At 54.8% G+C, this 23,182-nt stretch carries 12 protein-coding genes and 1 pseudogene; 1 reads left to right on the plus strand and 12 read right to left on the minus strand.

Translation table 11 applies throughout. From position 1 onward, the window contains the following. The 12 genes and pseudogenes from E0L21_RS25195 to E0L21_RS05420 all read right to left on the minus strand — a co-directional run. Window positions 1–132, minus strand: a pseudogene (locus E0L21_RS25195) (hypothetical protein); the annotation flags it as partial. Window positions 133–240: 108 nt separating this feature from the next. Beyond that, on the minus strand, window positions 241–1,005 hold the full coding sequence (locus E0L21_RS05370; protein ID WP_131407469.1) for a DUF4123 domain-containing protein: 765 nt from the start codon (window positions 1,003–1,005) through the stop codon (window positions 241–243). After that, window positions 1,006–3,384, minus strand: a complete 2,379-nt coding sequence (locus tag E0L21_RS05375; protein ID WP_131407471.1) for a type VI secretion system Vgr family protein — start codon at window positions 3,382–3,384, stop codon at window positions 1,006–1,008. Further along, window positions 3,381–6,035 carry a type VI secretion system ATPase TssH gene (tssH, locus tag E0L21_RS05380; protein ID WP_131407473.1) on the minus strand — a complete coding sequence of 885 codons (2,655 nt, stop codon included), beginning with the start codon at window positions 6,033–6,035 and terminating at the stop codon, window positions 3,381–3,383. The genes E0L21_RS05375 and tssH overlap by 4 nt, the downstream gene beginning before the upstream one ends. 177 nt (window positions 6,036–6,212) lie before the next feature. Next, entirely contained in the window at window positions 6,213–6,704 is a 492-nt protein-coding gene (hcp, locus tag E0L21_RS05385; protein WP_131407888.1) for a type VI secretion system effector Hcp, read from the minus strand. 4 nt (window positions 6,705–6,708) lie between these two features. Then, window positions 6,709–8,421, minus strand: a complete 1,713-nt coding sequence (locus E0L21_RS05390) for an OmpA family protein (protein ID WP_131407475.1) — start codon at window positions 8,419–8,421, stop codon at window positions 6,709–6,711. Beyond that, the gene (gene tssL, locus E0L21_RS05395) at window positions 8,418–9,107 is read right to left on the minus strand and encodes a type VI secretion system protein TssL, short form (protein WP_131407477.1); all 690 of its coding nucleotides are present in this window, start codon (window positions 9,105–9,107) and stop codon (window positions 8,418–8,420) included. Before tssL ends, E0L21_RS05390 begins: the two co-directional genes overlap by 4 nt. Further along, entirely contained in the window at window positions 9,104–10,447 is a 1,344-nt protein-coding gene (gene tssK, locus E0L21_RS05400; RefSeq protein WP_165501885.1) for a type VI secretion system baseplate subunit TssK, read from the minus strand. Before tssK ends, tssL begins: the two co-directional genes overlap by 4 nt. Before the next feature lie 14 nt (window positions 10,448–10,461). Continuing rightward, window positions 10,462–12,009 carry a type VI secretion system contractile sheath large subunit gene (gene tssC / locus E0L21_RS05405; RefSeq protein WP_131407481.1) on the minus strand — a complete coding sequence of 516 codons (1,548 nt, stop codon included), beginning with the start codon at window positions 12,007–12,009 and terminating at the stop codon, window positions 10,462–10,464. Window positions 12,010–12,041: 32 nt separating this feature from the next. Then, window positions 12,042–12,539, minus strand: coding sequence for a type VI secretion system contractile sheath small subunit (gene tssB, locus E0L21_RS05410; RefSeq protein ID WP_131407483.1), 498 nt, complete (start codon window positions 12,537–12,539; stop codon window positions 12,042–12,044). 275 nt (window positions 12,540–12,814) lie between these two features. Next, window positions 12,815–13,447 (minus strand): ECs1377 family protein, encoded by a 633-nt coding sequence (locus E0L21_RS05415; RefSeq protein WP_131407485.1) that lies wholly within the window; start codon window positions 13,445–13,447, stop codon window positions 12,815–12,817. A 170-nt stretch (window positions 13,448–13,617) separates the two neighbouring features. Continuing rightward, window positions 13,618–21,654 carry a non-ribosomal peptide synthetase gene (locus E0L21_RS05420; RefSeq protein WP_131407487.1) on the minus strand — a complete coding sequence of 2,679 codons (8,037 nt, stop codon included), beginning with the start codon at window positions 21,652–21,654 and terminating at the stop codon, window positions 13,618–13,620. An 811-nt stretch (window positions 21,655–22,465) separates the two neighbouring features. Here E0L21_RS05420 and E0L21_RS05425 point away from each other — a divergent pair. Next, on the plus strand, window positions 22,466–23,179 hold the full coding sequence (locus tag E0L21_RS05425) for a 4'-phosphopantetheinyl transferase family protein (RefSeq protein ID WP_165501878.1): 714 nt from the start codon (window positions 22,466–22,468) through the stop codon (window positions 23,177–23,179). The last annotated feature ends 3 nt before the right edge of the window (window positions 23,180–23,182 follow it).

Consider the following 23,182-nt stretch of genomic DNA (forward strand, 5'->3'; position numbering starts at 1 on the left):
AGCCCATCGGGTGTGGTTGATAGCTTTAATGGTGCCGCCTCCACCGCCGCCCTCTGCCTGAGCGGCAGGCTGTGAGCAGCCGGTTAACAGCAGCAGACCCGCCAGCAGCGGGCTTAACAGTGAATTTTTCATCTGACTTCCTTGTTGAGGCGGGACTAAAGAGAGAACAGCGGTAGAACCCAGGCTAAGCTGGTTACTTTTACTACTGGCATACTTTTGGCTTCTTCCCCCTGATAACCATCAGGCTGTTTTTTCTGCAGCAAGCCATTTTTTCATTACCCACGACTCACGTGCATCATCCAGAATAATGCCCTGATCGGTTGCCTCCACCATGCCTTGGTAACAATCCAAAAAAAGCGCCTGCTGCGATACATAGACACCCGCTGGTGGTGCAGAGTGCGACAGGAGCACCATGACATCACAGACACACATCAGATATTCCAGTTGGCGATCGCTGAGATCGATTTTGAGAGGTTTTTCATCGTATACCTGCGGTGTACAGGAACCTTTTATGCCTCTTGAGTTACCGTCCCTATCCTGCCATGCCCAGAACAAGGCCGGGCGTAACAAAGGCTGCTGTTGCTCTTCGCTGAGAATGTGCGTAAAAAGCAGGGGAAAAATACGCGTATCATAAAATCGCAAAATCCCCCCCCTCCCCTCCTGCAGAATATCCATACACTGCGTCAGCCAGCCAGACAGGGCAGAAAAAGGCCAGTGTGAGCACAACAGTAACAACGGAGCCTGGACGACGACCCTCTGACTAGTGTCCTGCAACCACTGCATCTGCTGAACATCATCAAGGATAATACGAGCAATGAGCGGCGCATCATCGACGATAAACGCTTCCGGGAGCCCGTGATAAAGCGATTGCCACTCCACCGACAACGCGTTCAACGCCGGGATAACGCTGAAATCCAACCCGGCCTGATCGACAATAATGTCCAGATAATGAGCCCCGGATGCACGGCAGATAGCCGCCACTTCCTCAATCCATTGGGTCGTCATTTATGCCTCCCTTGGCACAAAGCCCTGCGCCAGCCGCTGCGCATTTTTCAGGCACTCTTTACACACCGATGCTGGTAGTTCAGGTAGGGGAAAATCTTCACTGGCTGGCCCCTGCAGATCGTGCTGGCCTTTAAGGCTGATTAGTCCCGGACCGTGAATTTGCACCTCTCCCTGCGGCGTGAGACGAATATAAGCCCCGCCACAGCCCAGAGTGATGCCATTTTTAGCAGTTAACTGCAGGTGCCCTTGTGTTGACTGGACGGTGACATCTTTAAGGGAAGTTAGCGACAGAACATCTGCATGTGACTCAATCTCCAGTGGGCCTTTGGCAGATATCAGCCGCATACCTTCTTGTTGAGCAAGTATTGAAACAACCTGGCTCGCGTTCACCGAATAACGCTGTGCTGTGCTGATATTTACTTCACCCAAGCTCTGCAGGTACAGCCCCTTCCCGCTGTGCACTAAGGCGGTTTCCGGCGTGACGCTGGCAATACCTTTCGGTGCAGACATCAGCAGTGCCGGTTCTTTAAGTGTACTGGCCCCTGAAACAAATGCTCTCAGTGGCTCAGCATCCGGGGCAACGTTATGGTGCGCTTGCGTAATAGTTCCCCATCCGCTTACCTGATTCACGGCCCCTTTAAGTAAACTGACCGCCGACTGCATCTCCAGTTGCTGGCCTTGTGCTTTCGTCTGGCCATCAGCGCTGATAAACATCCCTTTCTGCGCGCGTATGGCTCCCCAGCTGTCTGTTCTGAGTTCAAAACCCTCTCCGCGTTTCTGTTTCTCGCTATCAACAAGGTGACCGAGATTCAGTTGACTCTTACCGCCGAACTCCGTGCTGACCTTGATGTGCTCTTTCCCGCGCTCATCGTCGAGGCGAATTTTGTTATTTGCCGGTGTGCGCAGGACATTGCGTTTGTAGTTGCGGATAGTGACGTGGTCCGGATGCGCGGAGTCATGCAGCGCACCTGCAATGTACGGTCTGTCCGGGTTACCCCCCTCAAAACCAATTGCGACTTCGGTACCAGCCAGTAGGGGCAGGTGCAGACCGTAGGTATCCCCGGCATACGGGCGGGTCTGACGTACCCACAAGCTCTCGAATCCAGTTTCCCAGTTGTCACGGTCAAACAGCATGTTGACACGGTAGCGCCCGTCTTTATCGATATGGCTGTAAGTATCATTGTCAGTGGTACTGGTAATGCGTGCCGGCAGCGTACCGGCCATCAGCGGACGATCTCCTGGCTCAGGGCGGAAGCCAAAATCGGTGCTAGCCGGAATGCCGTTAAAGTGGATACAAAAATCTTCATCACGACGAGCATGGCAGTGCATTGCCGTGATGACCACGCCATGAGCAAACACCTCTGCCACTTCATAGCCCCCGGTGACTTTCAGCACCTGCCCTGGAGAAAGCGTCGGACAACTGGTGATAGCATGGGTCTGTGTCTGTCCATTCAGGTAGCGCTCATGGCGCAGATGGGCATAGAACGTGCCGGACTCCGGTGCCGGGTTGCGGTCATAATTACCGCCGGGCGTCAGATAGTTATCGGCATAATGGTAAGCATCGCCGTAGGTCGTGGAATCCCCGCGGGTCACATCGACTTGTGTGTTCATCTCCTGCGTGGCCTGACGGTAGTTGTAGTCTCGAGTACTGACCTGCTTTTGCACTACGTTGTGATGGCTCTCCATCCCCCAGACCGAGTCCACGCCTTTCGAATGCTGCCCTGACGGCGGAACCGATGGCAGAAACAGGCCTTTTTCATACCCTTGCTGGCTGTCGTAAAACTCCACCACATCAATATTAAGGCGGGTGTCGGTGGTGAAACGAAACCAGATGCCAACCTCGCCCATAAGGCGGCTGATAAAATGCAGATCATCCTCACCGTACTGCATCACCTGCTCACGACGCGGGTACTCCTGGCTCATTGAGAACAGAAAATCCTGCCCACGCATATTATGGCGTTCACGCAGAATTTTTTCGACGATGTGCGGGACGGACATGTCCTGATAGATGGCATTCTGATGCGAGCGATCAAGCAGCGACAGGCGCGGCTGGAGTGTCACGGCATAGTGGGTTTCATCTTTCGAGGAACTGAGGCGTTCAAAGCCACTGATCACTCCCTGAATCACCCGCACCGGCTGCTGCATTTTAATACCATAGCCCTGATCAACCGGTGTCTGAAGCGTCAGAGAGCTGGCTTTCATCAGCATCGTCTCTTTGCTGATGGCGTGGTCGGTGCTGGTGAACTCAATGCGGTAACTGAACGATTTGCTCAAGGCTTCGTCGCCCTCAAAAGCCAGTACGTCGAGCTCAGATTCACATCCTTTCACCGCCAACAGGTGATGGTTATGACTGAATCTTAACGGGAGGTTAGCACTCATATGTTTACTCCTTGTGGTCGGTCAAATTCCAGTCCAACCCCCTCTTCTTCACTCCAGCTAAGGCGTAACGACTGCGGCTTCTGCTTCGCGGCTATATGGGTAAGCAACTGCTGGCTCAGCACTGGCAGAATTTGCTGGTTGAGTAAGCTGTCGACGTTTCGCGCGCCGGTATCAGGTAGCAAGCAGGCGGACGTCAGAGCGTCATACAGGCTCTCGTCGATATATGTGGTCAGACCGTAATGGCGGTGCAGGCGTTTGCTCACCTGGATGAGTTTCATTTCCACAATGGTGCGCATCGCGGCTTGCGCCAGCGGACGGTAAATCACCGTCTGGAAGCGGGCGAGCAGCGCAGGCTGGAAATGGTCGCGCAGGGTCGGGCGCAACAACTCATGCAGATCGCCTTCGCTGGCTTCCGGCTGTTCATCAAGCCGTTGCATCAGGTGGTCGCTGCCGAGGTTTGAGGTCATCAGAATGACGGTGTTGCGAAAGTCGATTTCGCGACCTTCGCCGTCGCGCATAAACCCGCGGTCGAAAACCTGATAGAACAGGTTCATCACATCACGGTGGGCTTTCTCCACTTCATCCAGCAGCACCACGCCGTAAGGACGCTTACGCACTGCTTCGGTCAGAATGCCGCCCTGACCATAGCCGACATAGCCCGGAGGCGAACCTTTCAACTGGGAAACCGTGTGCGGCTCCTGGTATTCGGACAGGTTGATGGTAACTAGCGACTTTTCGCCACCGTACAGCACATCGGCGAGCGCCAGTGCCGTTTCGGTTTTCCCCACGCCGCTTGGGCCAACCAGCAGGAACACGCCCTGCGGACCGTTCTCGGAAGTGAGGCCTGTTTTCGCCGCACGCAGGCGTTGCGCGATGGCGGTGAGCGCAACATCCTGCCCGACCACACGTTTGCCGATTTCATTTTCCAGGGTCAGCAGTTCGGTCTGCTCGTCTTTCATCAGCGAAGAGAGCAGCACACCGGTCCAGTCGGCAATGACGTTAGCAACAGTGCGCACGTCCACATCCACGGAGAGAAGCGGGTTGCTGTGCTGCATGCCGCTCAGTTCCTGTTGCATCTTGTGAGTTTCACTCTGGCGGGAAATGTCCTGGCGGTTCGCCAGCAGTTGTTCGGTGAGCGTGAGTTCCTGGCCGTATCGGGCTTCCAGTTCATCGAATTCAACAGTCAGGCGCACTTCTTCCGGCTCAATCACCATCAGGCGTTCACCGAGACTCTGATTCCCGATGGCAATGTCTTCCAGCAGCGCCTGCTTCTCCATCTCCAGAGCGGTGATTTGTGCGCGAAGGCGAGTCAGTTGTTCCGGCACGGTATCGAGACTCATGCGTACGCGGGCGCTAGCGGTATCGAGCAGGTCAACGGCTTTGTCCGGCAACTGACGGCCCGTCAGATAGCGACGCGACAGCGTGACGGCGGCACGCACGGCATCGTCAGTGATATGCACGTTATGGTATTCGGCGTAGCGGGATTTCAGGCCGCGCAGCATCAGACAGGCAGTGTCGTCATCCGGTTCGTCCACTTTCACCATCTGGAAGCGGCGTTCCAGCGCCGCATCGCGCTCGAAGTATTGTTTGTATTCAGACCAGGTTGTCGCGGCAATGGTACGCAATTCACCACGCGCCAGCGCCGGTTTCAGCAGATTTGCCGCATCCGCGCCACCTGCCTGGTTGCCCGCGCCAATGATGGTATGTGCCTCGTCGATAAACAGCAGAATTGGCACCGGCGACTGCTGCACGGCGTCAATGACATTTTTCAGGCGCTGTTCAAATTCGCCTTTCACGCCTGCGCCCGCCTGCAACAACCCAAGATCGAGGGTACGCAGAACGACGGGTTTGAGTGATTCAGGCACGTTGCCTTCGGCAATCCGCAGCGCAAGGCCCTCCACCAGCGCGGTTTTACCGACACCCGGTTCCCCCACCAGAATCGGGTTGTTCTTGCGACGGCGTGACAGAATGTCCACCATCTGGCGGATTTCAGTATCACGACCAAACACCGGATCGATTTTGCCCTCTTTCGCTTTAGCGGTGACGTCGAGGGTGAATTTATCCAGTGCGTTCTGCAACGCCGCGCTCAGTTCACCCTCTTTTGCCTCTGCGCCGTCAGGACGCCCGACAAGCTCCACATCGCCGCCATGGCTCTGGGCCAGCGCTGCATCCTGCTGCACTTCCGGGCGTTCGTCAGACTGTGCATCCAGCAGCGGGCGCAGGCGCTCTAGCTGGCTCTGGCCCAGCGTCAGCAGAGGCCACAGGCCATCGCAATGAATCAGCGTCGGGCTTTCAACCAGCGCAATCAGCAGATGCAGGCTGCGGATTTTTTCTTCGCCCTGCAACGACGCTATCATCCATGCCTGTTTCAGCAACGTGTTGAGAGAGTTCGCCAGCTGTGGCCGGCTGCGTACCGAGCGCGGAAGCTGGTCCAGCCAGCCCAGCAGCGCCTGCCACATACTGTCCATATCCCACTCGTAGCGCCGCGCCAGCACCGTGAGATCACCTTCGCCCTGCTCCAGCAGTTTCAGCAGCCAGTGTTCGGGCAAAATTTCCGCATGGGCACGGGACTGACATAGGGAAGCAGCCCCCTCCAGCGCACGGGCGCAGTAAGGATTAAGGCGACGTAACAGGGCGGCTGAGTTTTCCATTTGTCTCTCTCTTAGGTTGTGCCGGGTACGCTACCGCCCATCGCTTTCCCTTTTGACAAGGAACCCAAAGCGCATCAGGTCAGGCAGGCAAATTGTGTGATTCTTTGCTGAAAGCCCGCGGCGGCAGACATTCAGCAAAAAAGAAAAAGCGGACAGGGGGGACTGTCCGCTTGCGACTTATGCAGTGGCGCGTTCGTTCCAGGAATCGGAATGAATGATGTTGCCGTCTTTGTAGGTCCAGGTGATTTTTTCGTAGCGCAGTTCGATCTGCTCGAGGTGGTTGTGCTTCTCGTAAGAAGGATCTTTGATGTCGTGCATCACCGGATTCACTTTCACCACTTTCACGTTTTCCAGTTTGGTGTTGAAGTACTCCACTTCCTGGCCTGCGTCGTTGATTTTGTACCACTTGAATTCCGCAGACTTCAGGGTCTGGCCGGTCGTCACCGCCTTGTAGAGATACGGGCTGGAAGAATCGATTTCCTTAGTGAACAGGAACGGGGTGTGGATACGTGTACCGGTCAACTTGCCGGTGTTGTTGTCCGTCGGGATGTACAGGTTGTGCTGCTGTGCAACGACTTCGATGCTGCCTTCGCGATCCTTGACGTCCACAGACCCTTTGATGTCCGCACCGCCATCGTCTTTCAGCCAAAGATAAACAGGAATTGCCATGGAATTACTCTCCATTGTGTTGTGATGCGCCATCATCCTGTGATGACGCTGAGGGTTTGCCCGGTAATTGGCAGGCATCAACCTGCGGTACCAGACTGATTTCGACACGGCGGTTGAGCGCGCGGCCTTCCGGGGTGTCATTGGTTGCAATGGGGCGACGTTGACCGTAGCCCTGCACCGCAAAACAGCTTTCCGGTACGTCACCGGTGTCACGCATCCAGTCACGTACCGCTTCGGCGCGTTTCATCGAGAGCATCTGGTTAAGCCCTGGATTGCCGGTGTTATCGGTATGCCCCGCCACCACAATCAGCCAGCCCGGTTTGGCCTTGATGTCCACCAGAGAGTTGACCAGCAGTTTGGTAGAGCCAGGCTTGAGGTCAGACTTACCCGAGTCGAAAAGCGACATGCTGTCGAGGCGGATAATCTTCGGTACCGGTTCTGCTTTCGGTTGAGATTCAGGGGGTGATGGCGGCGGGACATACGAGCGAATTGCTTCCAGCACCGTAATGCGCAGTCGCTCTCCCTGATACAAACCAAGGCTCATCCGGGCTGGTACGCCATTACGCGCCCAGCCATCCAGTTGGGCCGCGTCATCACGCAGGACCGCAACGGCATCAGCTTTCGGGCCGTAATCAGCCATGGAGAGTTGGTTGTAATGGGCTATATCGAAGCTCACACGGTGGAGCAACTGACAATTATTCCAGCCGCTGCTGAGCAGGGCGGCAATAGCCGCAAAAGTGAAAAGGTTCAGCGCGCACCGCAAGACCTTATCCCGCGGGGTTAATCCACACCCTTCCGGCAACAGCGGCAGAACGAAATCCGGGAACAGTGATGTCACCGTACTGTCAGCCTCCACCGGCTGCCAGCCCACCACTTGCTGCATGGCGGTATGACGAGATAACCACGCGGTCCAGGCTGAAGAGGCCAGGTTCCCGGTAAGAATGGGCCCCATGCCCCACAGAACAGCGGTGGGCGAAATGGGCGAGACATCGGGGTTTTCATCCATAAACACCGCTGTAACGTGCTGATGAAACCAGCTCATCAGGCTGTTCATCAGCACCTGCTGCTGCATCGCAGGCGCGCCGCAGGTGCTGGCCCATGCAATAATCGAACGGGGCCCGGAGGACGCATGCCAGCCCCTCACCTCTTCACCCGCAATCGCCACCTGCCACAGCGTGTCACTCATCATCGCGCTGCCAATCTGGCCATTCAGCACCAGCGGCACGGAATGCCCGGTCTCCTTACGCAATTGGCTGATTTGCCAGCGCAGGGCAAGCAGACGACTAGTCAGCACTTCGCTGTCAGCGTGTTTCTGCGGGCAGACACAGACCATCACCGACAGTTGGCGCCCCCAGGTCGGGCGCTGCCATAGCACCAGGCGGGCCATCTGTCCCAGTTCCTGGTCATCCTCCACGCGGATCCAGCAGCCCTGCGTTACGGTTAGTACCTGTGATTGCTGTGGCCAGGCCAGCGGTAGATCGCCACAAACCAGTACCACAGGCTGGCGGTATGTAGCTTCCGGCAGGTTATCCAGATACGAGGTGACGTCATATTCAGCACGACGGCTGGCGACGTACCAGAACGCCGCGATACCCCCCAGAATCGCCAGCAGAGCGAGTACAGAAACCATCCGGGACATCGGTAAAAAAAAGAGGCAAACCACAGCGCTTAGCAAGGCGGCCCACAACGCAAGCCCGCACCGTTGAGCAGGACTCATTTCACGGCTCCCGGCAACAGGGAGATCAGCAGTTGATCGAGCCAGTGGCTCAGCCCCCACCACATGGCCACGACCACAATCACACTCAGGCAAATGTACACAGGCCACGAAGCCAGCCAGCCGCCCCTTCTCCAGCCGGTAAAACTTTCCGCCAATACAGGATGGGTTTGTGGATAACTGAAGGGCGTGACAAGTTTGCTGAGTGCTCTGACGAGCTTCTGGCGATCCGGATCGTTTAGTGAGCGAAAACTGCCGAGGAATCCCAGCATCATTACACGCTGGAAGCAGGTCACGACGGCATGGTTGGGTGTCTGTTCACGCAGCACATCGCGCATCCGGTCACACAACGTGTCGCCAGCATCCATGGTGCCGAGAAAATACCCCTGCAAAGGAATGTCATACCACTGCACGCAAGCGTCATCATCCACACCGCGGCTTTTGACTGCCTCATCAAGCAGCGCACATTGCGCGGTGAGAATATGCAGACAGCTGGCCTCATCAAGTTCGCTCGCTTTAAGCTGACGCTGTACATGCTCCACATCAGCGATACAGTGCTCCCACAGCATCCGGCCTTCACCTTCCTGAAACTGCGGGCCGTGACGCAGGCTAATGGCTTGCAGCCAGGTGTCCTGAAATAAGGCGTCAATATCAATGGACGCGGCGCCACCGCATTTACGCTCATTCATGTTCTCAGTACCGCAAAGAGTTCAAGTTCAGGTTCGCCGAGCATTCCTGGGACGTAAAACATGCAGGAGCCACTCTGGAGCATTTCCACCGCCAGAGGATGAGAGATATCAAGGCTGAAATACTGATTTTCCAGGCGCAACGGAATGGCAGCAGGAACATGACGCAAAGGTGTCAGAGGAACCCCTATACGGGATGAATTAACGATGCCCCGGACATGATCCGGGCTGCCCACTTTGCACTGGCGCGGGAACTGTTCCTGCAATTGCGCCACCGGCATCGGTGAACGCACAGAGAGGTAGTAATCAGCACCTTCGCGCAGACGTGGGTCATGCAGACGGGCCTGCCAGAAGCGCAGACGTGCGTCATACTCAAGTTCAAGCGAGACCACCCGCGAGGGCAGACTGGCTTCCAGCAGATCACTCAGTAAGTCAAACAGCGGCGGGAAAACCGTATTCAGTTGCTCGTGCTGCCAGACTGGAATAGCGCTCACCTGATGCTCCAGCGAGAACGTCAACAGGCTTCCAGCCAGGCGGGCAAGCTCCGGATACAGACGCTCTGGTGGGCTTTGCGGGTTGCGCTGAAACTGTCCCAGCACGGGCTCGGCACTGTTCAGAGCATTGAGCAACCAGAATAGAGATACGTCGGCCACCGCGAAATCAGCCATCCGTTCATTACTTTCACGACGCATGGCCATCAGACGGCTCAGACGAGCACGCAACTGGGTTATCAACTGTTCCAGCTGCTTCACCAGCCAGCGGCAGCCCTGAATGGCCAGGAGTGGGGGGAGAAAGGTTTCGTCCAGTACCCAGACGCCCTGAGAATCCAGCCGAAGACGCGCGACCGGGCAGGTCAAGTAATCGCTGTTGTTCTGGTGGTCAAAACGCAGCGTCAGTTCTGGCTGCATCACCGCAATCTGACGAGTGTCGTCCCCGAAAGTATCGCGGACATCTCGCCAACGCTGGCGATAGCGCACCGGGCACTCTGCCACGCCATCAGGTTTCAGGCAATTGCCACCATTGGCCCGCACCAACGGGAGTGCGAGCACCACCACCACCTCATGTGATTCGCCCTCAAGCGACAGTGCAGACGGCAGAGCATCAGCATTGTCTGTATCAATCAGCGTACCGTCCTGAAAGCGGACATGCAGGTGGCGGCTCTGCAGACGACCCAGTTTTAGTGCTTCCAGTTCAAAAGTGGCATCAATCACCCCCCAGGGGTGAGCGAGGCCGAGTTTTGCGATACATTCCGCAGCCCAGGCCGTATACGCGGCCTGTTGCTGGAAGTGCTGGGGAGAAACCATAATGCCCCTGCCCCATAACGGTTGTTCCGTTTTCATCAGCTTCCTGGCTTACCTTATGATTTCGCTTTCGGCATCTGGGATACCAGTGACAGGTTGACGTCCATACCTTCTACCTGGAAATGAGGAATGGCATAGAGTTTGACGCGGAAGAACCCCGGGTTGTCTTCAATGTCCTCCACCACAACTTTGGCATCGCGCAGCGGGTGTGATGCCTGCAACTCATCACCCGGATCGGTCATTTCGGTGACCAGGCTACGCACCCAAGTGTTCAGCTCCAGTTCCAGTAATCGGCGATCTTTGGTGGTGCCGATGTTTTCGCGCTGAATAAGCTTCAGGTAATGCGCTATACGCGAGAGTAGGAAGATATATGGTAGGCGCGCATTGATACGGCTATTGGCGGTTGCGTCAGCGGTATCGTACAGCGCGGGTTTCTGCGTGGAGTTCGCGGAGAAGAAACAGGCATAATCGCGATTTTTGTAGTACGACAGCGGAATAAAACCGAGATTTGCGAACTCAAATTCACGGGTTTCCGGGATCATCACTTCAGAGGGGATTTTTACCTGGTTGCCCGTACCGAGATCATAAAGGTGAATAGGCAGATCCTGAACCGCACCGCCCGCCTGCGGACCGCGAATTTGTACGCACCAACCGTTATTGATAAAGCTGCGTACCATATTGGCGGCAAAGGCGAACGAGGCGTTGGTCCACAGGTATTTATCGTGATCCGGCCCTTTCACTTCTTCCACATAGTTAAAGCTTCGTACCGGTACGGTGTCCGGTCCATATGGCAGGCGGCCAAGTACGCGTGGCATCACCAGACCGATATAGCGGGAGTCGTCCGTCTCGCGAAAGGATTTCCACTTGATGTACTCAGCACGGTCAAAGTAGTTGCCAATATCTTTAATCGCTGCCACGTCCTCCATCGCATCCTTGAGGAAGAATTTCGGGCCTGCCGAACCGATAAACGGCATGTGGGCTGCGGCAGATACTTTCGAAATATTGCGTAGCAAAGCAACATCCTGCGCAGACGCATCAAACTCGTAAGCGGAAATGAGCGCTGCGATGGGCTCGCCACCCGGCGTATCATATTCGTCGATGTAAGTATGTTTGTATAAACCACTCTGGATAATTTCGGGGCTATCTTCAAAGTCCTGACGCAAGTCGTCTTTGGAAAGATCGAGCAGTTCGACTTTGACGTTCTGGCGAAAATCGGTTTTATCCACCAGTGATTTCAGACCACACCACAGACTTTCTACTGCCTGAAACGCCTCATGGTGCATCACCGCATCCAGTTGACGGCTAATCTGGTCATCCAGCTCTGCGATATGGTGGTCAATTAAATTCCGGTCAAGTTTTTCGACTTTCGAACCAGATTTTTTCAGGCATTCCAGGAATACCTGCATCCCTGCGGTCAGGCGCTCATCGGCAGTTGCATCCGACATCGCCTGCGCATCCTGCCAGATATCCAGCGCGCTTAGCGTTGATACCGGGTTCAGATTGATCTTTTCAAATAAAGAGGCATAGACACCTCCCGCTTGCGTGCCTTGTAAAACCACACTTTCGCCTGTGGCGACACTTTCATTTTGTACAGACATCAACATTCCTTATTCATCTGTTAAAACTTCACCAGCATTCATGGCTGTTTGGGCGCAAGGGAAGAGAGCTCATCACGCAGTTCTGCGCTGAGAGAGGGATTAAGAAGAATTTTTTCTAATTCCTTTCGGAAAGTCTGATTATCGAGTAAGTTCGCCTTCAGATCGCGAAGTAGATTGCGCATTGCCAGCATAGCTTTGAGCTGTGGAATTTGGCGGGCGACCTCTTCCGGCGTGAAATCTTTCATATCGCGGAACGTCAAGCTGATATTCTCTTCGCTACCATTACCCGCCAGTGTATTTTCGACCACAAGGTTAATTTTTGGGGAATAATCAGAAAGAACACTATTAAAGTTATTCTTATTAATATTGACTTTAACGCGTTCGCTTAAAGACGCAGTTTCCTGCCCGTTACTAAAATCACCCGTAACCAGTAGTTTCAAAGGTAATTCTGTTTTTTTCTGTGCTCCGCCCGTATGCAGGTCGAGTTTCAGGTTGATACGCGCTTTCGGTATCTCCCGCTGGAAGCTATCGCTCATCGTTCCCTCTCTATTTATTACTTTGTGATATTTGCGCGTAACTGTCCCTGCGCATAACACGGAAACAATAAACCAAAACGTTTCATTTTTTACATCAAATACTAAAGATTAGGAATAAATAAAGGATTTTAATTAATCATTAATACGCGAGGTTATTAATTGATAAGTTAATTAGCACATAACACTTTCCAGATAATATTGTTGCCGGTAATAAGGCCGCACAATATTTTCAGAAAGCATTCCAGAATGTATTTAAATTTATCGCTAAAGTTTCTTTAACGCCGTTCAAGTTGATAATACGGTACCCGCCGCGTTGTACCCGTCAGGCTATCGAATACATCCATTTCTGCAGTGCTGATTCTCATCCCTTTCTTTCTGATCCTCGCCACATCTGCCGCCAGCCGCTGAATGCCGAACCAAAACAACGCATCAAGCGCGGTGACCTGAAGGCCGCTCTCCAGTGCCAATTTAAGACGTTCGCGCGGGGCTTTAACCTCTTTGGCGATTTGCTGGTACGGCGCAGCCGTAACGTTAGTGGGATCAAGGCGACGAATGCGATTGGAAAAGCGGTAGCTAAAGGCATCCGGGATAGCGCTTAAATCGCTTTTCAAACTGTAGGTACACCCCCAGCGGCTGCCGCTGATAACGGCGGGTTTGCGGCTGATTTGTAGCTCGTCGCGCAGACTGTCGATAAGCTGCGGCGCACGAACCAGCAACAAACGAAAAGGCAGCTCCAGGCTGGTAATGTAATCCACATTCAACAATGCAATGCGTAAACGCTCCTGCGCCCCGGCCTGCGTCTGGCGGCACTCCTCCATGACATCGGCCCACTGGCGCGCTAGACGCGGCGTTTCATCAACCGCAGTGAAACTATATTTTTCAATTTGATAGTCGATGCGCCCGCTCATCTTCGCCTGCCTCTATTCCCTCGCCTTTACCCGCGAATCACTTTACCAGCGTGCAAATATAACCGGAAGCAGGAGACAGCGCTGATCTTTGCTTTATATACGCACAAATAAAAAACCACCTCATCAGAGGTGGTTTAGGTTTGTTATGAGGTTATGAGAAACGGGCTCGGCTAAGGCTTACTCATCACGGTCGTAATATGACTGGCAAGCGCGCCTGCATGCGGCGTGCTCAGCATGGTCATATGATTTCCCGGGCTCAGCAGGGTGGAGCAGTGTGTCGCATGTTCACGCCAAACTGCTTCGCACTGTTCCCGTTCTGCGACATTAGCCTCTTGGGCATTAATCATATGCAATACACCCTGATAATGCGTGCGGGGGATATAGGACGTGTTCAGATTGGCGAACATCACATGGAAAACACCCGCCAGCAACGAAAGCGGCGTGTTGCGGGTGTAAATCCCCGCCTCAATCAAAAGTTGATGCAAACAGATAAGCCGCTGGTGTGGCTCCATCTCCAATAACGCTTCCTGCGTAATGGGCAGTTCCCGGTTGAGCATCAAATTATAAATGCTGATTAATTTCATCAATGCCTCAAGGTGATTGATCAGCGGTTTAGCCCCAGGTGAGCGGCTATCAATGAGAATAAGATCCGCAACCGTCTCCCCTTGCGCCTGTAATTGCAGCGCAATTTCAAAGGCTATCCAACCGCCAAAGGAGTGCCCAATAAGGTGATATGGCCCGGAAGGCTGCCGTTCATGCATTGCGCAGATGTAATCACGGGCCGTCTCTTCAACCGTCAGGTGCGGCATTGCATTTACATTGGTGAGCCCGCGAGCCTGTAGCGCATAAACAGGAAGATTTGCGGGCAAAAGCGCCACCAGGTCGAGAAAACTGAATGCGGATGCGCCAGCACCTGGGATGCAAAATACCGGCGTTTCGCGATCAGTCCCCTCCTGCATAACAATCACCGGGTGACAGGACGATCGGGGACGCAGGTCTGCCGTCATTTGCGTCGCCAGTTGCGCCAGTAACGGCGGTTGCATAATCGACAAGTGCGTTCCACCTATGACATGCCGCGACGAATCGCTGCTTACCGTGCCGCGCCAGCCGCGCCACATGTCATCGCTTTCATCCGGGTTGGCCGTATAAAGCGTAATGGTTAGTTCTGCCGGAGCTGGCTGGTACCGAAGCCCCAGCGGCCTGATGTACAACACCGTTTCCAGACGTAGCAACAGATCCTCATAGCGAATATCCTTCGGCAACCAGTTATGTTCGGTACAAAGATCAAACACGGCTAGCATATCAATGGGGGATGGCAGCTGTGCCAGTAACGATCTTTCGCTCTCCGGCACATGCATGGATAAGAAATTTAAGATCATTTCGTCACGCACTGCCCGCTCGCTGCTCGCGCGGAAATCACGCTTCTGATGCGCAGCCGGATGATAGCTGTCAATCATGCCGATAAAAGCGATCTCTTCGCCGCTTTGTTGCAACTGCAGCGCAATTTCATAACTGATAACACCGCCCAAAGACCAGCCAGCAAGATGGTAAGGCCCATGCGGCTGTACGCGGCGGATGGCCTCAATATGACAGGCAGCCAGCGCTTCCAGCGATGTCGGCGGATTGTCTGCTGCATGCAGACCAAGCGCTGAAAGTGCATATACAGGTCGATCAACTCGCAGCATTGTAGCCAGAGGCGAATAGACCAGCGGATCGCCGGAAGGCTCGTGCACCAGAAAGAGCGGCGGCTGCGCACCTTCTCCCCGCAGCACAACGGGATTATCGGCAAAAGGTGAAGCGAGTGATTTCTCCCTGTCCTGAATGACGCCAGCAAGCTGCGCCAGGGATGGATTGGCAAAAAGTGTTGCCAGCGAGATAGACAGACCCGTTTTTACCATGCGGTTTAACAGTTGAACGGCAAGTAAGGAGTGGCCGCCAAGCTCAAAAAAGTTGTCATGCCGCCCGACCTGCGACAGCCCCAGCAGTTCACACCAGATAGCGGCAAGCGCGTTTTCTATCTCACCCGCCGGAGCCTCATCCCCGCGGGTGACCAACGCGGCACGATCCGGCGCAGGCAGCGCCTGGCGATCCAGCTTGCCGTTCGGGGTATGTGGAAAGGTTGTCAGCGTGACGAACGCGGCGGGCAGCATATGCTCGGCCAGCGACTGCGCCAGTTGCTGGCGCAACCACGCAGGCTCCGGCATGTGACCGGGCTCTGCCAGCAGGTAGGCGACCAGCCGTTTGTCGCCCGGCGTGTCTTCCCGCGCAATCACCACCGCGTCGCGCACGCCGTCGCACGCCGTCAGGCAGGCCTCGATTTCCCCCAGCTCGATGCGGAACCCGCGCAGTTTGACCTGAAAATCGTTGCGTCCGAGAAACTCAATGTTGCCGTCCGGCAGCCAGCGACCAAGGTCGCCGGTTCTGTACATCCGCTGACCGGGCGTGAAAGGGTCCGGCAGAAAACGCTCTGCGGTCAACTCCGGGCGGTTCAGGTAACCGCGCGCCACGCCATTGCCAGCGATATAAAGCTCGCCGCAGATCCCCAGCGGTACTGGCTGACCGTGATTATCCAGCAGATAGATCTGCGTGTTGGCGATCGGTTTGCCAATGCCCGGCGTCGCCAGCGTTTTATCAATCATGCACATACTGGCATCTACGGTACACTCCGTCGGCCCATAGGCATTAACAAAACGGATCGGCTCAATGTTTTGCATGGTCGACCATGCTGATGAAGGAATTGCATCGCCACCGATAATGACAGTACAGGGATAGCCCTCATACGCTTTCTGTAAACCTGCGGCTAGCATTCCTTGTAACTGAAGGGGTGTGCAATCAATCACATCAACATTATGGCGACGTAAGAAAGATAACAGCGCTCCGCTCTCTTTACGCACTTCTTCCGGCACCATGACCATCGTATGTCCCGACAGCAAATGCACCCAGCTCTGCACGGATGCATCGAACACGATGCTGGCATTCATGCTCACGCGTGAGGGATGTTGTATATCCAGCATCACCTGTAAGGCCCTTTGCATGTTAACTACGTTGCGGTGTTCGACCATCACCCCTTTGGGTTTCCCGGTGGAGCCGGAGGTGTAAATCACATATGCCAGGTGTTCCGGCGTCAGCCCCTGCGGATCCGGGTTGTGCTCTGCCGCACCGTCCTCCGGCTCCGCATCCGTCAGCACCACCGGCAGCGTGGCATTCAGCGTCTGCGCCAGCCCCCGCTGCGTCACCAGCGCCACCGGTGCCGCATCTGCCAGCATATAGTTCAGCCGTCCCGCCGGGTACGCCGGGTCCAGCGGCACATACGCGCCGCCCGCTTTCAGAATGCCCAGTATCGCCACCAGCACATCGGCGCTGCGCGCCAGGCACACCGCCACCCGGTCGTCCGGGCGCACGCCCCGCGCTATCAGCCGGTGCGCCAGCCGGTTGGCCCGGCGGTTCAGCGCGTCGTAGCTGAGCGTGATATTTTCGCAGGCCACCGCCACCGCCTCCGGGGTGCGCACCACCTGCGCCTCAAACAGACGGTGTATCAGTCCCTCAGCCGGGAGGGCCGCCCGCGTGGCGTTAAACTCCGCCAGCACCTGACGCCGCTCTGGCGCCGGCAGCACGGCGAGGCTCAGTACCGGGCGCTGCGGCTCATGCGCCAGCGCCGCGCTCAGCGCCGCCAGCGTGGTCACCAGATAACCGAGCTGGCGCTGCGGGTCAATCCCCGCCACCGTCTGCGCCGTCAGGATGAACCCCTCCCCGGTGTCATCCACCGAGAAGGCTATCGGGTAGTTGGTCCGCTCTTCGGCTTCCAGCAGCCGGATACCCTCGCGGACAAGGCCGCTGCGCGCCGGGCTGTGGCGGTAGTTCAGCAGCGTGCTGAACAGCGGCAGCGCCAGCGGCGCCTGTTCATGCTCCAGCAGCGCCGCCAGCGCATCCCGCGTGGACAGCACGGCCTCCTGCACGCTCTGTCCGGCCAGCGACATCCGCAGCGGCAGCGTGTTGATGAACATGCCGGGGCCGGATTCGCCGCTGTCCCCGGCCTGCAGGCGGCCCATCAGCACGGTGCCGAACACCACGTCATCCCGGCCACACAGCTGCGCCAGCAGGCGGGCCTGCGCGGTGTGGAACAGCACGCCGGGACTGACGCCCAGCCGCCGCGCCTGCGTACGGATGTGCCCCGCCAGCGCGGTATCCAGCGTCTGCCGGGCTTCCCCGCATGCCCCGCCGCTTTCCCGCGTGTCGGCAATGTCATACGGTGCGGTCGGGGTGCTGATATCCGCCAGCCGGGCGCGGAACCACGCCTCGTGCTCCGTCTCCGGCACCCGCAGCGTGCGGGCAATAAAGTTGCGGTAGGGCACCGCCGCCGGCAGCGCTGCGGTGTTCCCCTCCAGAATCTGCGTGATTTCATCGCAGACCAGCGCCATCGAGATGTGGTCGCAGACCAGGTGATGAAAATTAAGCGCCAGCAGCCACTGCCGCTGTGCCGGGTCATACACCGTCTGTGCGCTGAACAGCGGGGCGCGGCTGACGTCCATGCGCCGCCGGTGCGGGCTGGCCTGCGCCCGCAGCTGTGCGGCGACATCCTGCCCGTCCTGCGCCACAAACGCCGTCACCGGCAGGGCTGCGCGACGCCAGACCACCTGCACCGGGCGGGACACCCCCTGCCAGCACACTGCGCTGCGCAGGATGTCGTGGCGGTCAATCACCTGCTGCAGCGCCGCCAGGAACGTCTCCATCAGCGCGCGGGAGTCAAAGGCCAGCAGGCTGTTGAGCAGGTAGGCATCCCCCTGCGCCTGCAGCAGATGGTGGAACAGAATGCCCTCCTGCAGCGGTGACAGCGGGTAAATGTCCTGCACGTTCACCGCACCGCCGTCCACCGTGGCCACCACCGCATCAGTCTCCGCCTGTGTCAGGCTGACCAGCGGCAGCATCCCGGGCGTGAGGGTCTGACAGTGCGCCGGGATACGCGACGGCGGAACCGGCGCTTCCGCGCCCGCGTCCCGGACGGTGATGCTCAGGGCCATGTCGGCCAGCACCGGGGCGGAGAACGCCCCGCGGATATCCAGCGTCATCCCCTGGCCGCGCAACCGCTCCAGCAGGCTGACCACCATCAGCGAATGGCCGCCGAGTTCGAAGAAGTTATCGTGCCGCCCGACCTGCGTCAGCCCCAGCAGTCCGCACCAGATGGCAGCCAGCGCGTTTTCCACCTCACCCGCCGGGGCCTCATCCCCGCGGGTGACCGCCGCCGTGCGATCCGGCGCGGGCAGCGCCTGCCTGTCCAGCTTGCCGGTTGGTGTGAGCGGAAAGGATTCCAGCGTGACGAACGCGGCGGGCAGCATGTACTCCGCCAGCGACTGCGCCAGTTGCTGACGCAGCCGCGCAGGCTCCGGCGTGTGGCCGGGCGCTGCCAGCAGGTAGGCAACCAGCCGCCTGTCGCCCGGCGTGTCTTCCCGCGCCATCACCACCGCGTCACGCACACCGTCGCACGCTGTCAGGCAGGCGCTGATTTCCCCGAGTTCAATGCGAAACCCGCGCAGTTTGACCTGGAAATCATTGCGCCCGAGGAACTCAATGTTGCCGTCCGGCAGCCAGCGCCCGAGGTCACCGGTCCGGTACATCCGCTGACCGGACGTGAAAGGATCCGGCAGAAAACGCTCTGCGGTCAGTTCCGGGCGGTTCAGGTAACCACGCGCCACGCCATTGCCAGCGACATAGAGTTCACCGGTCACGCCAAACGGCACCAACTGGCGGTGACTGTCCAGAATGTAAATCTGTAGATCGGAGAGCGGGCCGCCAATCAAACTGGCACCCTGCGAAGTGATATCTGAAAGCGCTATTTCATACCAGGTCGCATGCACGGTGATCTCCGTGATGCCATACATATTAATAAGGCGCGTATTCCGGTTTGATGCGTTGTTAATCCACGGCACCAGGGAACGCATTTCAAGCGCTTCGCCGCCAAAGATAACGCAACGCAGGGTGTGGGGAGCTGAGTCCTGTGCAGCAATCAACTGGCGGAATGCGCTGGGGGTTTGATTGAGCACCGTAACCTGTTCACGGCATAGCAGGGTATAGAGCGTTTGTGGTGAGCGGGCGCATGCGGTTGACACAACAATCAATCGGCCGCCTGAGCACAATGCGCCGAATAACTCCCAGACGGAAAAATCAAAAGAGAAAGAGTGGCACAGTGACCAGGTATCTTTGCTACTAAAACTAAAAATAGGCTGGCTGACGGTTAAAAGACGGTTGATATTCCGGTGTTCAACCATCACGCCTTTCGGCTGACCAGTGGAGCCGGACGTATAAATAACGTAGGCCAGATGATATGCCGCCAGGCCGAGAGATAATGGCACAGGGTTGTGCTCATCCTCCTCGTCAGCACCGGCAGGAAACGGCGCATCCATTAACACGGTTGGAATAGCGCTATTCAGCGCCTGCACAAGAGCAGAATGGGTTACCAGTGCGGTGGGGTTGGAATCTTGCAGCATGTAATGCAGTCGTTCGCTCGGATAGACCGGATCCAAAGGAACATAGGCTCCGCCAGCCTTGAGGATACCGAGGATGCCGATCACCATGTCGAGGCCACGTTCCAGACAAATTGCGACCCGGTCATTTGGATGTACACCCATTCTGATGAGCTGATGAGCCAGCGTGTTTGCCCGGCGGTTCAGCGCGTCATAGGTTAATGAATTCCCCTCGAAAACGGCAGCGATAGCCTGTGGCGAGCGACGGACTTGGGCTTCAAACATTTCGTGGACTAATAGGTCAGAAGCCTCACTTTCTATAGCGTGAACAGGCTGTAGAAATTGCTGGCGTTCATGTGTCGATAAAACAGGTAAGTGAGACACTGGCGTATCAATATTCTGCAACGCGCCTTCCAGTAATACAGCAAGGCGAGATTGCATAGCCTGAATATCTGCAGGTGTGAAATAATCGAAGGAGAAATTAAATTCAACGGATACCGATTGGTTCTGTTTATTATTACTGGTGATGGCGTACTGATTAATGGTTATCGCTAAAGGGTATTGCGCCCGGTGATGAGGTTCAATGGTATTAATTGTCGCCCCTTCCAGATGAACGTTAACATCGTAAGGTTCATAGGATAACGACATATCAAATAAATTCGTTCTATTGGTATTTTGTTGTCTTTTTATTTTCCGATGAATTTCTGCAACAGGTAGCCTCTGGTGTTTATAGCAAATACGTAATTCATCGGCTGCTTTTTGCATTACATCAGAAAAGGTGTCCTCTTCCGTTAATTTAATACGAACCGGGATAACAGAGGCATACATTCCCACCGCCGCTTTTTGCCGTGCATTTCTTCGATTATGGAGTGGGATACCAAAGACAATATCATCAACGTTTTTAACTCTTTTAAAATAACAGGCAAAAAGGGCATACATAAAATGCAATACAGACAACCCATATAAAGAAGCCGCCTGTTCAATACGCTGAAAAAGGGTTTCCTCAAGCATCCAGGTAACAGGCTCAGGCAGACATGTTGCCGGCATCCGGGCTGTCACCAAAGGATGGAATAATTGCGGCGGCAATGCCGTATATCGCTCAAGCCAGAAAGCCTGGTCTTTTATACACTGCCGCGCTCTTAGATAAGCCGCATCATTGGCGACAAAATCGGCATAGGATAACGATGCGCCTTCAAATAAACTCTCTTTGCGGATCAGTCGGCTATAATTTTCGCTCAACTCAGCATTAATAAGGCTTAGGCTCGTTCCGTCGGCAATAATATGATGGCAGCACAGTTGCCAATACCAACGGTTATTGCCCGCAGAGATTAACGAGCTGCGCCATAATGTTTCAGCCAAATTAAATGGCTGAGTAAAGTTTAACTTCACATATTGTTCAGCTTCATTTATTGGGTTATCCGTTGCCGTGAAATCTTTAAATTCCATTAATGGCAACGAGGAGGAATCAAAATATTGTGCTGGCGACGTACCGGCAACCATACGCAAACGAAATGCATCATGCCGCTTAATGACAGAATCAAACGCTTTAACCATGATATCGGGAACGATATTGCCATCAATGATTATAACGCTCCCTATATTGTAGTTTGTTAATTCAGGATTGAGCGTCTGCGCGAACCAAATCGCTTGCTGATCTGCACTCAATGGGAACGAGGATGCCGGGAGTGCTGTACTTTCTTTCGTCACTAATGCACTGTTTAAGAGTCTATTATTGGGAGATATATCCATATATTCCAACCTAATTAATGAGAACCAAATCGTCGTAATTAATTGACAGCACGCTTATTTCCAGAAAGCAGAACGCCATCAAATAATATTCCTGATGAATATTTTTATCTTTTAAATGAACGAACAATTATCCACTGCAACCCCAGGATGCCTTGTCGTCAACGTCGCGAACCGTATGAGGTAAAACTCAACATGTCTAAACGATAAACCAATCAATTAGTGCAACCGTCCATTCTCCACACCGGATATATCCAGTTTAAAAAAGCACGTAATAATACCGGGAGAAATCATTACGTAAGATTCACATCATATAAAAAACACCATAAATCAGTCCCATATACTTACTCACAGGGTTATTCACTGCGGATTACACGATCCGTAGCGAGTAATAGCCTTTGCAAGTTAACAATAATAAATACCTTTTGAGTCTCTATGGCAAGAAAATATATAACCTTAACAACATAACAGTGATATACGCAGCACCATGCGATTGATAATAAAGATTTTATTATTTTTAATTTGACAAAAAAACATTTTTATATTTACGTTTGCCGCTACAGTGAAAAACTCCGAGGAGAGTTTATTTTATTATTCTGCGCAATTATTCATGAAATGGATAAATAAATGAGAACATAAAAAACCTTCGCGTTGATGAGCGATAACCGTGTGATTTAAACAAGACGATTCTCCACCACCGCGCTCTTGCTGAGAAAGAAATGCATGATGACGACACCACCTGCGGTACACTGATTGTGTTTTCTGGCAATACGTTTACCGATGTACTTACTCATTAACTTAATGATAGATAAATATGTTTACGTCACAACTAAGCCATTCTACCGCTGCTTTCGTGATGCAGTCGGAAACGGGGTTCATAACGCAATTCCCTGCAGTGGCCTACTGCCAGGTCGCATTCGACGCAACCTCTTACCGGGATTCGCTTTTTAGCGAATATGCCATCCCCTTTCCTTCGATGCTTGATAAAGCGGTAGTAAAACGACGCGCGGAGTACCTTGCGGCTCGCTATGCCGCCAGGCAATTATTACAAAACGCAGGCTGTGATGGCCACGTTGATACATCTTCCAGCCGGGAGCCCGTCTGGCCTGCGGGCTGGTGCGGCAGCCTTTCTCATACCCGTGGTCACGCTATTGCGATTATTGCACCGTGTAATTCAGGGTTAACGCCTGGCATTGATATTGAAATGTTCGACGCAAAGACCATGAGAGAGACGGCGGAGATGTTCACCAGCGTTGATGAACGACGATTACTTGCCGCCTGCGGCTTAGCGTATGAAACGGCGTTACTGATAGTATTTTCCGCCAAAGAGAGTCTGTTCAAAGCGCTCTATCCTGAGGTGAAATGTTTTTTCGGTTTTGAAGCGGCGCGAATAGGTAGCATCGATACGGCGGCACATAGCATTATCCTTGAGCTAACGCAGCCGCTGACGCCTGAGCGTAAACAAGGATGCCAATTTAATGGCCAGTATCTTATCGAGGAAAATCGCGTGATTACGCTGATCGCGTAAGGC

The sequence above is a fragment of the Kosakonia quasisacchari genome, assembly GCF_004331415.1.
In the GTDB taxonomy this organism is placed as follows: Bacteria; Pseudomonadota; Gammaproteobacteria; order Enterobacterales; family Enterobacteriaceae; genus Kosakonia; species Kosakonia quasisacchari.

Excerpts from the sequence above, each read along its gene's own strand:
- E0L21_RS05375 (WP_131407471.1), bottom strand. The coding sequence starts at position 3,384 with ATGAGTGCTAACCTCCCGTTAAGATTCAGTCATAACCATCACCTGTTG.
- tssL (WP_131407477.1), bottom strand. The coding sequence starts at position 9,107 with ATGAATGAGCGTAAATGCGGTGGCGCCGCGTCCATTGATATTGACGCC.
- E0L21_RS05390 (WP_131407475.1), bottom strand. The coding sequence starts at position 8,421 with ATGAGTCCTGCTCAACGGTGCGGGCTTGCGTTGTGGGCCGCCTTGCTA.
- hcp (WP_131407888.1), bottom strand. The coding sequence starts at position 6,704 with ATGGCAATTCCTGTTTATCTTTGGCTGAAAGACGATGGCGGTGCGGAC.
- E0L21_RS05420 (WP_131407487.1), bottom strand. The coding sequence starts at position 21,654 with ATGGATATATCTCCCAATAATAGACTCTTAAACAGTGCATTAGTGACG.
- tssC (WP_131407481.1), bottom strand. The coding sequence starts at position 12,009 with ATGTTGATGTCTGTACAAAATGAAAGTGTCGCCACAGGCGAAAGTGTG.
- E0L21_RS05425 (WP_165501878.1), top strand. The coding sequence starts at position 22,466 with ATGTTTACGTCACAACTAAGCCATTCTACCGCTGCTTTCGTGATGCAG.
- tssH (WP_131407473.1), bottom strand. The coding sequence starts at position 6,035 with ATGGAAAACTCAGCCGCCCTGTTACGTCGCCTTAATCCTTACTGCGCC.
- tssB (WP_131407483.1), bottom strand. The coding sequence starts at position 12,539 with ATGAGCGATAGCTTCCAGCGGGAGATACCGAAAGCGCGTATCAACCTG.
- E0L21_RS05415 (WP_131407485.1), bottom strand. The coding sequence starts at position 13,447 with ATGAGCGGGCGCATCGACTATCAAATTGAAAAATATAGTTTCACTGCG.
- E0L21_RS05370 (WP_131407469.1), bottom strand. The coding sequence starts at position 1,005 with ATGACGACCCAATGGATTGAGGAAGTGGCGGCTATCTGCCGTGCATCC.